Annotated in this window: 11 protein-coding genes; 2 read left to right on the forward strand and 9 right to left on the reverse strand. The window is 58.4% G+C overall.

Annotation, left to right across the window (positions count from 1 at the left end):
* Positions 1-43 precede the first annotated feature (43 nt).
* From glpX to ACI0FG_RS14430, 7 genes are read right to left on the reverse strand one after another with little or no spacing between them, the layout of a single operon-like run.
* Complete coding sequence (glpX, locus tag ACI0FG_RS14400) at positions 44-1,027, reverse strand: class II fructose-bisphosphatase (RefSeq protein ID WP_419785696.1); 984 nt, start codon at positions 1,025-1,027, stop codon at positions 44-46.
* 10 nt (positions 1,028-1,037) lie between these two features.
* Positions 1,038-3,005: a transketolase gene (gene tkt / locus ACI0FG_RS14405; protein WP_419785697.1), complete on the reverse strand. Its 1,968-nt coding sequence runs from the start codon at positions 3,003-3,005 to the stop codon at positions 1,038-1,040.
* 19 nt (positions 3,006-3,024) lie between these two features.
* Entirely contained in the window at positions 3,025-3,468 is a 444-nt protein-coding gene (rpiB, locus tag ACI0FG_RS14410) for a ribose 5-phosphate isomerase B (RefSeq protein ID WP_419788395.1), read from the reverse strand.
* Positions 3,462-3,794: a hypothetical protein gene (locus tag ACI0FG_RS14415; protein WP_419785698.1), complete on the reverse strand. Its 333-nt coding sequence runs from the start codon at positions 3,792-3,794 to the stop codon at positions 3,462-3,464. The genes rpiB and ACI0FG_RS14415 overlap by 7 nt, the downstream gene beginning before the upstream one ends.
* Entirely contained in the window at positions 3,791-4,666 is an 876-nt protein-coding gene (locus ACI0FG_RS14420; RefSeq protein ID WP_419785699.1) for a hypothetical protein, read from the reverse strand. The genes ACI0FG_RS14415 and ACI0FG_RS14420 overlap by 4 nt, the downstream gene beginning before the upstream one ends.
* Positions 4,663-6,420: a tetratricopeptide repeat protein gene (locus ACI0FG_RS14425; protein WP_419785700.1), complete on the reverse strand. Its 1,758-nt coding sequence runs from the start codon at positions 6,418-6,420 to the stop codon at positions 4,663-4,665. The genes ACI0FG_RS14420 and ACI0FG_RS14425 overlap by 4 nt, the downstream gene beginning before the upstream one ends.
* Positions 6,417-7,499 carry a sigma-70 family RNA polymerase sigma factor gene (locus ACI0FG_RS14430; protein WP_419785701.1) on the reverse strand — a complete coding sequence of 361 codons (1,083 nt, stop codon included), beginning with the start codon at positions 7,497-7,499 and terminating at the stop codon, positions 6,417-6,419. Before ACI0FG_RS14430 ends, ACI0FG_RS14425 begins: the two co-directional genes overlap by 4 nt.
* A gap of 281 nt (positions 7,500-7,780) precedes the next feature.
* On the opposite strand from ACI0FG_RS14430, the gene ACI0FG_RS14435 reads away from it, so the two are divergent.
* Positions 7,781-10,195, forward strand: coding sequence for a homocysteine S-methyltransferase family protein (locus ACI0FG_RS14435; RefSeq protein WP_419785702.1), 2,415 nt, complete (start codon positions 7,781-7,783; stop codon positions 10,193-10,195).
* A 12-nt stretch (positions 10,196-10,207) separates the two neighbouring features.
* Here the strand turns inward: ACI0FG_RS14435 and ACI0FG_RS14440 are convergent, their stop codons facing one another.
* On the reverse strand, positions 10,208-11,314 hold the full coding sequence (locus ACI0FG_RS14440; protein WP_419785703.1) for a hypothetical protein: 1,107 nt from the start codon (positions 11,312-11,314) through the stop codon (positions 10,208-10,210).
* A 211-nt stretch (positions 11,315-11,525) separates the two neighbouring features.
* On the opposite strand from ACI0FG_RS14440, the gene ACI0FG_RS14445 reads away from it, so the two are divergent.
* A complete protein-coding gene (locus tag ACI0FG_RS14445) occupies positions 11,526-12,236 on the forward strand; it encodes an SIMPL domain-containing protein (RefSeq protein ID WP_419785704.1) in 711 nt (236 codons plus the stop codon).
* A gap of 1,505 nt (positions 12,237-13,741) precedes the next feature.
* Here ACI0FG_RS14445 and ACI0FG_RS14450 read toward each other — a convergent pair.
* Positions 13,742-13,963 carry a hypothetical protein gene (locus ACI0FG_RS14450; RefSeq protein ID WP_419785705.1) on the reverse strand — a complete coding sequence of 74 codons (222 nt, stop codon included), beginning with the start codon at positions 13,961-13,963 and terminating at the stop codon, positions 13,742-13,744.
* Positions 13,964-13,983: the final 20 nt, after the last annotated feature.

A 13,983-nucleotide genomic window follows, 5' to 3' on the forward strand; every position in this document is an offset into this window, starting at 1 on the left:
AGCAATGCTCCGGCCTTTTTATTTTCATTTAGCCGCTGGCAGCCTAGTCGTATTCAACGGCAGAGAACTTCATCAGCGAGTTCCAGTTGTGGATGGCCTCCACATACCGGATGGTGCCGGTCTTGCCGCGCATGACCAGCGAGGAAGTCTCGGCGCCGTGGCCGTGATAGGACACGCCCTTGAGGAAGGTGCCGCCGGAGATGCCGGTGGCCGCGAAGAACAGGTCCTCGGAGCGGACCAGATCGCTGACGGTCAACACGCGCCGGGCATCCATACCGAACTCGGCCAGGGCGTTCTTTTCGTCCTGCTTCTGCGGGTCCAGCTTGGCGAACATCTCGCCGCCCATGATGCGGATGGCGATGGCGGAGAGCACGCCCTCGGGAGTGCCGCCGGTACCCATCATGACGTCGACTTCGCTGCGCGGGTCGATAGCCATGAGCGAGCCGGTGATGTCACCGTCGGTGTGCAGCTGAATACGGGCTCCCGCCTCGCGGATGTCGGAGATCAGCTTCTTGTGGCGCGGCTTGTCGAGCACAAAGACGACCAGGTCGTCGACGTCCTTGTCCAGGGCGCGGGCAATGAGCTTGAGGTTGTGGCCGGTGGGGGCCTCGATGTCCACCACGTCCTTGGCGTCGGCGGGGACAACCAGCTTCTGCATGTAGAAGCTCGGGCCCGGATCGTACATGGAACCGGCAGGTGCTACGCCGACAACGGAAATGGCGTTGGGGCGACCGTTGGCAAGCAGGTTGGTGCCTTCCAGCGGATCCACGGCGATGTCGACCTTGGGACCGACGCCCAGGCCGAGTTTCTCACCGTTGAAGAGCATGGGCGCATCGTCCTTCTCGCCTTCGCCGATCATCACCTGGCCTTCGATTTCCAAGGTGTTGAAGCAGAGCCGCATGGCGTCTACGGCGGCCTGGTCGGCAGCGATCTTGTCGCCTTTGCCGAGCCAACGGGCGCAGGCGAGCGCCGCGGCTTCGGTAACGCGGACAAGGTCCAGAGCGAGATTTTTTTGAGGGGCTTCCATTATCATTCTCCTAGAATTTCTCCCGAATCATTCGGGCAAAGTTTTCAGGCGTGAAGCCGTACTTGTCGGACAGAATCTTGCCCGGTGCGCTGGCGCCGAAGTGATCCAGACCAAGGACGACGCCATTGAGGCCCACGTACTTGTACCAACCATCGGTACGTCCGGCCTCGGCAGCCGCGCGGGCAGTGACTTCCGGCGGCAATACGGCATTCTTATACGATTCCGGCTGTGCGTCAAACAGCTTGGACGACGGCATGGATACAACGCGTACTTTGCGCTTGAACAGCTTGGCCGTCTCCAGGGCCAGGGAGACCTCGGAACCGGATGCGATGAGGATTAGCTCCGGGGTGCCGTCGCAATCCTTGAGCACGTAGCCGCCCTTGCGCGGGCCGTCCACGATGGCCGGGTACTCGGCAGGGTCCAGAACAGGCAATCCCTGGCGGGTCAGGAAAATGACCGAGGGGTGTTTCTCCTGCTTGAGGGCCACATCCAGGCAGACGGCAGTCTCGTTGGCGTCCGCCGGGCGAAGGTCGATCAGCTCCGGAATGAGGCGGAGGGAGCTGACGTGCTCGATGGGCTGGTGGGTCGGGCCGTCCTCGCCCACCCAGAAGGAATCATGGGTAAAGACGTAGAGGACCGGCAGATCCTGCAGCGCGGACATGCGGATGGCGTTGCGGCAGTAGTCGGAAAAAGTCAGGAAGGTGGCGCCGAAGGGCAGCAGGCCGCCGTGCAGCTGCATACCGTTCATTATCGCGGCCATGGGGAACTCGCGCACGCCGAAGGCGAAGTTGCGGCGGTCGTAGCCGTCCACGCCGAAGTCACCGTAGGTGTTGCGGAACTTCAGGGTCTGGTTGGACGGGTCCAGGTCGGCCGAGCCGCCCACCAAAGTGGGCAGGGAGTCCATGACCTCGTTCAGGCAGGTTCCCCATGCCTTGCGGGTGGCGACGGATTCGCCGGGGGTAAAGGTCGGCCAGTTGATCTTGAGTTCCGGGCGAGGCAGGGTCACGTGTCCCCACATCTCGGCAAAAGCGGCGTCGGCGGACAGCTTGGCGTCCACGGTCTTCTGCCAGTCGGCAGCCGTGGCGCGCAGTCCTTCGAAACGGGCGCGGAAGCCCTCGACCACATCGGCCGGAGCGTAGAATTCATCCTGGGGCAGGCCGAGCTTCTTCTTGGTGGCCGCGATCTCGTCCGCCTTGAGGGGCGCACCGTGGGTCTCGTGGCTGCCTTCCATGGTGGCGCAGCCCTTGGCCATGGTCGTGTGGCCGATGATCAGGGTCGGCTTGGCCGTTTCGGCCTGGCCCGCCTTGATGGCAGCGCGAATCTCGTCATGGTTGTGGCCGTCCACGTCGATGACGTGCCAGCACATGCCTTCGAAAACCTTGCGGTGGTCGGTGCAGTCCGACTTGGCGCAGGGACCGGCCAGCTGGATCATGTTGGAATCGTAGTAGACGATGAGCTTGCCAAGACCCCATAGTCCGGCCAGGGAAGCGGCACCAAGGGCAATGGGCTCCTGCAGGTCGCCGTCGCTGGAAAGGACGTAGGTGTAGTGGTTCATGACATCGTCGCCCAGCTTTTCGCGCAGGTAGGCCTCGGCCGAGGCAAAGCCCACGGACATGGCGAAGCCCTGGCCCAGCGGACCTGTGGTGGCCTCGACGCCGGGGGTCAGGTGAACCTCGGGGTGGCCGGGCGTGAGCGAGCCGAGCTGGCGGAACTGCTTGAGATCGTCCATGGAGACGAATCCGCACAGGTGCAGCAGGCTGTAGAGCAGCATGGACTCATGACCGGCGGACAGGATGAACCGGTCGCGGTTGAACCAGCCGGCGTCATCCGGGTTGAAGTTCAAAAATTCGGAAAAAAGGATGGTGGCGTAGTCGGAGGAAGACATTGCTCCGCCGGGATGGCCGGAGTTGGCCTTGGCGATGCCGTCCATGATCAGACCCTTGACCACGGCTATGGTTTTGTCCGTTGCGGTGCTCATTGATAAAACCCTTTATTGGTTATTTTTCAGCCAGGGAATCGATGAGGTCGATGCGCCGCTGGTGCCGCTCGCCTCCGAATCCGGTTTCCAGAAAAGCCTTGAGAATTTCGAGGGCGACGCCAAGTCCGGTGACGCGCTCGCCCATGCACAGGATGCGGGCGTCGTTGTGCTCGCGAGCCATGCGGGCGTGATATTCATTGGTGCACAGGGCGGAGCGGACACCGAGGCGGTTGGCGGTCATGGTCATGCCCTGCCCTGTGCCGCAGATGAGCACGCCGAGCTTGACATCGTCCGCCTTGATCAGGTCCACGACCTTGGCCGCGTAGACGGGATAGTCACAAGAATCGAGGCAGTCCGGCCCCTGGTCCTGTACGTCGTAGCCCCATTCATTCAGGGCCTTGATGCACGCCTGTTTGAGATGATAGCCGCCGTGGTCGGAACCGATGACGATGGTTTTCACGATGCTTGCTCTCCGGTTTTTTCGTCTTTGTGCAGCTTGGACATGCGTTCCTCTCGGTCGCGCGCCAGCTCGTTTCGAAGTGTCTCTATTTCATCCTTGAGGAAGGCGATCTGCTTCAAGCAGAGATCCTTTTCCTCCATTCTGCCCCGAGGGGCCTCGGCGATGCGTCCGAGGGAGGCATATTCCCTCTCCAGCTCTTTTTCAAGTCTGCTGATCTCGAACCGGCCGAGCACGGTGCGGGTGAGCCACTTTATCTCTGCCAGCCAGGTCTTCAGGCCGAGCAGAAAAACGTCCATAATCGATTCATGGGTGGTTTCGCGCGTCATCATTTGTCCTCGTAAATAATGGGAATATCGTCATTCCCTCCGGTTTGCCCGCCGGAGTCCAGCCGGCGCGACACCGTGCCGTCCGGAAGTGGAAGCGCCAGCGCCTTGGCCGACCAGGGGGCCAGTCTAAGCGCTCGGGAGCGGATGCGCAAGACGCCTGTTTCCCCGTCCTCAAGGGCGAGGCTGATGCGTCCCGGCAGCGGCGGCTTGCCGTCCACGGGCTCCCCGTAGCTGCCGATTTCCAGGGTCCAGTCCCGCGCCGTCGCCTCTTCCTCGGTGGTCCGTCCCTTGAGCAGAACAGGTCTGCCGTCAGTGTCGAGCGCTATTTCCGAGACCAGACCTTTGGCAAAGGTGAAGCGGTATCCCTTGCCGGTCCACTCTCCGCTGTCCGCCCGGCGGGGCAGCAGGCCGGAAAAATCTCCGGCCGTAACCCTGGCCAGTTCGGTCAGGGAAAAGGGGAAGGGCATACCGAGCCGGGTGGCCCCCAGCACGGGGTCCGTGTGGGTGAAGGCCTTGCCCTCGGTTGGGTAGTAGACCAGCAGGCCGTGCCTGTCTTCACGGATATGTGCCAAAAGCTTGCCGATTCCGGCGGCAAGGTCGAGCCGCATGGGCTCGGAGAAGTCGCCCCAGAGGGTGACTATTGTCCGATTGGTCCGGCGCACGGGCGTGAGCCGGGTATAGTAGAGGGATGCCTTGACCAGCAGGCCCGGTGCCGCGGGCGGCACGCAATAGTGCTGACGGAAGGCTATCCATGCCGAAGCCGGGGCATCGGCAGTCGCGTCCGTAGCGTGCTTGGGAGTGCACCCTGGCAGCACGGAAAGCAAGAGCACGGCCAGCGCCGCGCAGGAGAGCGTCAGCCGTTGGGATCGGATCATAACGATTTTAGCTTTGCCCGAATGGCCTTGGGTCGCGGTGTCTTGAACTTCAGCGCGTAGTTGTAGCCCTTGCGCGCCTCTCTGGTTTTGCCCATGGCCTTGGCTATGTCGCCGTAGTGCTCCCAGAGGGTGGGGTCGTTGTCCACGATCTCGACGGCGTAGCCGATGTTCTCCCACGCCTTGTCGTAGTTCTTCATGTGGAAGTGTACCCAGGCCACGGAATCGAGAATGAACCCGCTTTCGGGGTCAAGGGCGGCGGCTTTTTCCACCAGCACCAGGGCGCGTTGCAGGTCCTTGCCCTCTTCGGCCAGGGTGTAGCCCACGTAGTTCAGGGCGTTGGCGTTGTCCGGGTGGGACCGGATCACCTGCTCCATCATTTCCAGCCCCTCGGCACGCCGGTCGGAGCTGTCCAGCAGCATGGCCAGCTCGTAGGTCAGCTGCGGATTGCCGGGCAGGACCTTCAGCCCTTCCCGCAGGGCTGCTTCGGCTCCGGCCAAGTCCTTTTCACCCGCGCGCAGGGAGGATTCCAGGATGTAGAAGATCGCGCCTTCGGGGAAGAGCTTTTTGCCCTCCTCGGCAATGGACAGGGCCTTGGCCGTGTCGCCCTCGGCGTTGTATATCTGGGCCTTGAAGCGCAACGCGTGCGGATAGAGCTTGTCCTTGGGGTCCACCTTGTCCAGGTAGCCCAGGGCCTTTTGCAAATCCTTTTCGCCCTCGTCGGCAATGACCGCCTTGTAGAAATAGTACTCGGCCGGGATCTGGCCGCCCACCGCCAGCATGTCCAGCACAGTGGAACCCTGGGCGTAGAAATGCTCGTTGACGAACATGAGCGTGGCGTCGAGGATGAAGGATTTGGTGTGCGGTCCGTCCAGGGCTATCTGGAGTGCCTTGGCCGGGTTGTTCAGCTTGAGGTTGAGGTTGACCATGCGCAGCCGCGCCTCGGGGAATGCCTCCTGGTCCAGGATGCGGCCGTAGATTTTTTCCGCAGCTATATAATCCTTGGCCAGTTCATACTGATAGGCCAGCTCCACCAGTGCCTCGGTAAAACCGGGGTCCTTCTCTACGGCCCGTTTCAGGTTGGCTATGGCCGCCTTGCGCATACCCAGCTCGGCCTGGACCCGCCCCATGGTGTACAGGGCATCGGGGCTCCGCTTTTCGGGCGGAATTCGCTTGAGCATGTCCAGGGCCTGGGTGTTGCGGTCGGCGTCCATCAGCATCTGGCCGGTCCGTTCCGTGGCCTCGTAGTCGTCCTTGTGGCGGCCGAGGTAGTCGTCCATGACGTCTATGGCCGCGTCCACCTGGTTGTCCATGGCATAGGAGTTGGCCATGTATATGGTCAGCATCCGGTCGTCCGGGAATGCGCCCAGCCCCTTGCGCAGAATATCCCGGGCAACGGCGGTGCCGTTGGGGTCATTCCAGTGCAGGCCAGCTTTTTCGAGGTAGAGCTGAGGGGTGGGGTCGGCCTGGAGCAGATTGTCCAGTGCGCCTTCCGCCCGGGCGGTGATGGCTGCCACGTCAGCCTGAGTCAGCGGGCTGGCCTTGCCCATGGAGGCGTGCTTTTGCAACTGCTGCAACTGGTCCTGATAGAGCAGGTAGTCGTAGTTGAGCTCCGCTTCGGGCGAGAGGGGATTGGGCGCCGGGGATGTGGCGGTGCTTTGCTGCCGGGCGGAACAGGCCGCCAGGATGAATAGCAGGGAGAGCAACGCGGCCGTGCGGACGGCGGAAAAGGTATTTCGACAAAAAATGGTTGTCATTCGTGCTCCATAACCCAGTCTTTGGAAAAGTCTTTTATTTTACTTGCCAGATGATCGCGGATCTTGCCAATCAGCCGTGCCTCGATCTGGCGGACACGCTCGCGGGTCACCCCGAAGGATTCGCCGATCTCTCGCAGTGTCACCGGGTCGTCGGAGAGCAGCCGGTCGTCCAGGATGACCTGTTCCTTATCGGAAAGTGTCGGCCGGATTTCCTTCAGATTCTCCAGCAACATGTCCAGAATCTGGCTGGTGGCGATCTTTTCCTCCACACCGGGGCCTATGGCCGGGAGGAAATCCATGCGCGTGGAGTCCGAGTCGTCGCCGAGCGGGGTATCCAGGGACATGTCGTTGCGTGAAAGCCGCTGGTCCATTTCCTCGATGTCCTGGGTGCTGACGCCGAGGCGTTCGCTCAGCACTTCGGTGGTGGGGTCGAACCCCATGGCCTGGAGACGCTGGCGTTCCTTGTTCAGATTGTAAAAGAGCTTGCGCTGGGTCTGGGTGGTGCCCACCTTGACCATGCGCCAGTTGTCCATGATGTACTTGAGAATGTAGGCCTTGACCCAGAAAGCGGCGTAGTAGGAAAACTTGATGCCCTTTTCGGGGTCGAATTTGGTCACTGCCTTGAGCAGGCCCACGTTGCCTTCCTGTACCAGGTCCAGGGCGTTCTGCATCCAGCGGCGCTGGAAATCCATGGCGATCTTGACCACCAGCCGCAGGTGGGACGAAACCAGCTTGAATGCGGCGTCCTGATCATTGTTTTCCTGCACCCGTTTGGCCAGTTCGTATTCCTCCTCCGGCTTGAGCAGGGGGAACCGGGCGATCTCCCGTAGGTAGAGCTGCAAGGGATCGCGTACCCGCACCTCCCGTGAGGTGGACTTGAACTCGACGGGCAGGCGGTCTTCGCCGTCGTCTTTATCGGCAGGAAGATTTATCGGCACGGCGCTGTCGTCATCGCTGCCGGTCTCCAGGTCTTCCTCTGTGATCTCGTCATCGTCCAGGGCTTCCGGCCCAAGGCCTTCCTGCTCCTCCGGATCGGAGATTTCTGGTGTGAGAGTCTTATCGTTTTTTGAAGATATCATATTGCTTGGGGTCGGGATTTGAGCCCCGATCAATGCTTATATATACGAGGCAAAGAATTAAGCCTATAGTTTTTGTTTGTCCTTTTCAATGTTTTTCGGTACCCCACATCAGCGGAGAACCCGCATGCCGGGCCGTTTTTCCGGCTGTGACAGGGGAGTGGAAATTACTTGCCATCTCCGTGAAAAATATCTATATTGAAATATCTTGATATAAGAATTCAATGCCTGAATCGTGTGTGCCGGAACCCTTCGGCCGCTCTTCGGGCTGCTGGAGGACGACCTTGCCTGATTTCAGAGCCACACTTCGCGACAACCTGATCTACTTCTTTGACGGCGGCTACGGAACCTTGCTGCAAAGCCGGGGATTGCCCGCCGGGCTCTCGCCCGAACTGTGGGGCATGAAGGAGCCGGACGTTATTCGCGGCGTGCACCGCGACTATCTGGAAGCAGGCACCAACGTCTTGACCACCAACACATTCGGCGGCTCCCGGCCCAAGCTGGGCCTGGATGCCGACGCTTACGAACTGAATCGGTTCATGACCGGTCTGGCTCGTGAGGTTGCCGGTGACAACGCCTTTGTGGCCGCGTCCATCGGACCCACCGGCCATTTTGTCGAGCCGCTGGGCGACCTGACCTTCCGCGAGCTGGTCGAGATATACAAGGAACAGATTCGCGGCTGCGTGGATGGCGGGGCGGACCTCATCCTGGGCGAGACCCACTTCGACCTGGCCGAGGCCAAGGCCGTGGTCGTGGCCGCGCGCATGGTCTGCAATCTGCCCGTTGCCATGTCCATGACTTTCGAGGGCGCGGCCTCCCTGACCGGCACGTCCCCGCTGACCTTTGTGGACACCATGCAGAACCTGGGTGTGGAGCTTATCGGCACCAACTGTTCGGCCGGGCCGGAGCAGATGCAGGAGACCCTGAAGGCATGGTCTTCCCGCCTGGATACGCCGACTCTGGCCGAGGCCAACGCGGGGCTGCCCGAGCTGGACGACAACGGCAAGACCGTCTTCCGCCTTGCGCCCGAAGCCTTTGCCGAGCACGCGTCCAAGTTCATCGACCTCGGCGTCAAATACGTGGGCGGCTGCTGCGGCACCACGCCCGACCACATCCGTGCCCTGCGCGCCAAGGTGGGCGATGCCACCTGGCGGAAGCCGGAAAAGACCGACGACGCCCAGCTGGTCCTGACCTCCCGCGCCCTGTCCGTGCCCGTGGGCTTCAACCACCCCGGCCGGATCATCGGCGAGCGGATTAACCCCACCGGCAAGAAACAGCTCACCGCCGAGTTGCAGGACGGCATTTTTACCGAAGCCTTGCGGTTTGCCGGGGAGCAGCTTGATCTCGGTGCCCCCATCCTGGACGTCAACGTCGGCGCGCCGCTGGTGGACGAGGTGACCCTGCTGCCCGAACTGGTCAAGACGCTGGTCGGTCGGTTCACCGCGCCGCTTACCCTGGACTCCAACGACGCCAAGGCCGTGGAGGCCGGGCTGTGGGTCTACCCCGGTTCCCCGTTGGTCAACTCCATCTCCGGCGAGCCCGGCAAGATGGAAGAGCTGGGTCCCCTGTGCAAGATGTTCGGCGCGCCCTTCATCCTGCTCCCCATCGTGGGCAAGAAGCTGCCAGTTACCGCCAAGGAGCGCATTGAGGTCATCGAAGGATTGCTGCGCCGCGCCCGTGATCTGGGCATCCCGGACCGCCTCATTCTGGTGGACGCACTGGCCCTGACCGTTTCGTCCAAGCCCGAGGCCGCCCGTCACGCGCTTGGCGTCATCCGCCATTGCCGCGAGGAATGGGGACTGCCCTGCACCATCGGCCTGTCCAACATTTCCTTTGGCCTGCCTGCGCGCGAGTTGCTCAATTCCAATTTTCTGGCTCTGGCCATGGGCGCGGGACTGGCGTCCTTCATCGCCAATCCCAACTCGGCCCGGTTGCAGGAGACCCTGCATTCCGTCGAGGTTCTGCTGAACCGCGACCCACAGGCCGAGCGGTACATCTCTAAGTTCACGGGCTGGACCGGCGGTTCCACCGCCCAGAATCCGGCTGGCAATTCACCGGCAGCATCCGGCGGTGTGGACATGCCCCCGGTGCAGGCCGCCGTGGTCAAGGGAGACCGGGACGGCATCGTCGCCCTGGTGGAGGCCGAACTGGCGGCCGACAAGAGCGCCATGGACATCGTCAACGATCTGCTCATTCCCGGCATTCTTTCCGTGGGCGAAAAGTACGAGCGCAAGGAATACTTCCTGCCCCAGCTGCTCCAGTCCGCCGAGACCATGCAGACCGCTTTTGCCCGGCTCAAGCCCCTCCTGGAAGAGGACGAGGCCGCAGGACACAAGCCGGTCATCATCATGGCTACAGTTGAAGGCGACATCCACGACATCGGCAAGAACATCGTCTGCCTGATGCTCAAGAACTACGGGTTCGAGGTGGTCGATTTGGGCAAGGATGTCCCTGCCTCCGCCATCGTTGACGCGGCCGAGGAGCATAAAGCATCCATCATCGGCCTTTCCGCGCTGATGACCACCACCATGGTCCGTATGGGGGACACCGTGAAGCTGGTGCGCGAGCGTGGCCTGAACGCCAAGGTCATCATCGGCGGCGCGGTTGTTACAGAGAAGTTCTGCACGGCCATCGGCGCGGACGGCTGGTCCACGGATGCCATGGCCGCCGTCAAGCTGGCCCAGGGGCTGATGCAGTAGCTGGTTAGATAATTATTTAGTCTTTTTTGCTTGGGAGTTATTTGATATTTTAATTCTTTTCATATCCAGCTTGTAATCATCATTCCTTTGCAGATTGTTGAGTCTTTTCCCCTCCAAAAAATAATAAGCAGCAAAACAATTGGTATTAACATTTTCCCCATGGCCATCATTTAATATAAGGATATTCTCCAAACTCTGAAAAAAATATGATGCGAGTTTTCTTGTTGCTCTAGCTTTTGCCCCACCAATGATAATACAAGGCTTGCCTTGTGGAGTTTTGCACTTAGCTAATAGCCCAAAGTCATCCTCTGTTTCTAAAACATCAGGTTGTGCATTAATATCTACACCCAGTTCTGTATCCCACTTGCAAGGTGGTGTAGATATCCATTCAGAAGGATTTCTTCCTGATGGGCATATTGCAATTTTTCTTAGATTATTTTCAAGTTCATCGCGAGTAGACAGTGCGAAACATCTTTCACTACTTGCGTGGACACTGGATGCAAGTTCCATAGTAACGCAATTTGAGAACAGCCCAATAGAAATGTAGGCTTCATATTCGGCTTTTCCCCGAGTGTACAATTCTTCATACATGTCGTCATCAAACACGATAAATGGCGGCCGTAAGCCCCGAGAGGTAAACGTGCGAGAAATATGTCGCATTGCGACTATGTCATCAAATCCAAGACTATACCTGCTTGTCAGCCTACTATCTTTTGAAGCTTTACATTTTCTTTCTGTTTCATTTTTGATTCTATCCCCAGTTTGGATGTGATTTTCATAATTGAACCTAGGTAATATAATGGCAATTTTTTTATCTCTTGCCGCTGACTCAATGTTATCAATTTCTAGCAGTTTACTGAGGCAGCGCAGGTGCGTTTTGTTTTGTAAAATTTCATATATAATTAGAAAAGCACCTACAATTGCAGATGCGACAATAGACCCTCCTACGTTAGTTATAAGAATTGAAAAGGAATGAGCAATTCTTGAGGTTGTAGGCCCACTAATAAGGTAAGCTCCACCAATAAAGAGAATAATGCCAAATACTGCCAGCGTGGGCACTAAAATTTTTACGCGGACATTCAAAATTGTTTTTATACAGTTTTCCGAAAATATTGACATTGTCCTCTCGGTAACTTTATATATTTTTAACAACTCTGATATATTTATAAACTAATAAAGCATTCTCGGCAACATGAAATTGTAAGCAGCGATTACTAGGTACGTTGAATTGACTTGGCGTTTTATGCCATAACCATTATCAAAATCGGAAATATCTCATATCCCTAATCGTATCGTCAAAGAATATACCCCGCTATTTCAAGAGTAAAAGATGGAAAAGGCAAGTTTCACCAAAAAGCTGGTTCTGACCGTAATTCTGGCCGTCGGCTTTGTCTTCGGCTGTGCGGTGTTGGGTCAATCCCTCATCACCTTCCGGTCCATGGACCGCTATGTCACGGTCAAGGGACTGGCAGAGCGCGAGGTCCCGGCGGATCTGGCCATGTGGCCGGTTTCCTACAGCGTGAGCGCCAATACGTTGACCGAAATGGACGCCGCTCTCAAGCGGGACCGGGCCAAGGTCATTGCCTTTCTCCAGGAACAGGGATTGGGCGATGCCGAAATCATTAACGCGACGCCCCGTATTGATGACATGCAGGCCATGAATCCCAACCGGCCGCCCGAGTTCCGCTACCGGGCAAATGCTGTGCTGACTGTACGTTCCGGCGATATTGCCAAGGTCAAGCAGGCCATCGCCGCATCAGGCAACCTCGTGGCCAAGGGCGTTCTGCTCGTGCAGAATTATGAATTCCGTCCCACATTCGCCTTTACCGGCCTCAATGCCATCAAGCCGGAGATGATTGCCGAGGCGACGCGCAATGCGCGGGCGGCGGCGCAGCAGTTCGCAGCCGATTCCGGCTCGCACGTGGGGGCTATTCGGCGAGCGACCCAGGGCTACTTCAGTCTGCAGGATCGGGATCAGCTGACCCCGGAGATAAAGCGCATTCGCGTGGTTACGACTGTGGATTATTTGTTGGCGGATTAATTTTTTTTGGAAAAATGGAAAAAGGCTGCTTCTTATGGGAGCGGCCTTTTTTATTTCTGAGAAAAAGAAAAGTCTGAAAGGCAGAGAGCCGGGGTTGAAGCCGTTCGGCTTCAAAATCCCTCCAATGCCCTGCGCGGGCGGCGGTTCTTTTTGCTGGGCCAAAAAGAACCCAAAAGGCCCTTGGGAGTAGCTTGACCGCCTGCGTGTTACGCCGGAAGCATCCGATCCAAGCGGGACGGCTCCATCTCAGGAAAAGTATAAAGCCGTTTCTCCACGAACCGATCGAGGTTACCACCATCCGTCCGGGTGGCCGACGGGAGCCGCCTTACCCGCTTGGTCGGTTGCTAACCGCCGAAACACAGGGCTGCTATCAGCGAATTAACTGCTACGCTTTCCGGGACCGGACGATTGTCTTTGGAGACTTCTTTTGCGAATGCTCAGGCTCCTGCTTGCCGCTACGACATAAAGACAAGTTCCCCTTATCTCAGCCCTGCGGGGACGCGGCTTAGAAGCTGACCAAACGGCCGGAGCGAATCTTCGCGGCCCGGCGATTTTCAGTTTCTCGCCTTGGGCCGTGGGAGCGAAGGCCGTTTGGATCAGATTCTTGCTTCGTCACCGGGGCGATGGGCATGGCACCCCAAGAGCGATTTTTGGTTACTTTTGGGCGCTCTGGTCCAAAAGTAACTCGCACCTTTAGGGTGCGAAACACTCTGACATGAGTTCCGCCGGAGGCGGCTTCAATTTTGCCTTTCTCTTATGTTTTTATCTTTGATTTCCCAGAAGCAGAGAGCCGGGGTTGAAGCCGTTCGGCTTCAAAATCCCTCCAATGCCCTGCGCGGGCGGCGCTACTTTTTGCTGGGCCAAAAAGTAGGAAAAAGGCCCTTGCGGGTAGCTTGGCCGCCTGCGTGTTACGTCGGAAGCATCCGATCCAAGCGGGACGGCTCCATCAAATGAAAAGTATAGTCCCGTTTCTCCACGAACACATTGAGGTTGCCACCAACTTACCGGGTGGCTTGCAGGAGCCGCCTTACCCGCTTGGTCGGTTGCTAACCGTCGAAACACAGGGCTGGTCTCAGCGAGTTAACAGCAACGCCTTTCGGGACCGGACGGTTGTCTTTGGAGACTTCTTTTGCGAATGTTCAGGCTCCTGCTTGCCGCTACGACATAAAAACAAGTTCCCCTTATCTCAGCCCTGCGGGGACGTGGCTTAGAAGCTGACCAAACGGCCGGAGCGAATCTTCGCGGCCCGGCGGTTTTCGCTTCCCGCCATGGGACGCGGGAGCGAAGGCCGTTTGGATCAGATTCTTGCCTCGTCACCGGGGCGATGGGCATGGCACCCCAAGAGCGCTTTTTGCTTACTTTTGGGCGCTCTGGTCCAAAAGTAAGTCGCACCTTTAGGGTGCGAAACACTCTGACATAAGTCCCGCCGGAGGCGGCTCCACTTCAGCCTTTCTGTCTTTTTCTTCTGCCTCTTGTCTCTCCATTCCTATCCCACAAATAGAAAATTATTCCCCTTTCTCCTCCACAAACGCATTCATCCTCTCAATAAATCCATCGGGGTCGGGAATATTACGGGTTGCCAGCAACTTCCCCAAACTGCATGGGTAGCTTCCCGAACATTGATAAGGCGAAAACCCCTCGCCGATGCAGAAGGTTATCACCCCCGGTATGTCGAGGATGTCCTCCACCAGAGTTTCGGCCGTGATGCGAGTTTTTGAATCGCCCATACGCGCCTCCTGAAAATGGA

Source organism: Pseudodesulfovibrio sp. 7M6 (genome assembly GCF_050058625.1).
In the GTDB taxonomy this organism is placed as follows: Bacteria; Desulfobacterota; Desulfovibrionia; order Desulfovibrionales; family Desulfovibrionaceae; genus Pseudodesulfovibrio; species Pseudodesulfovibrio salinus.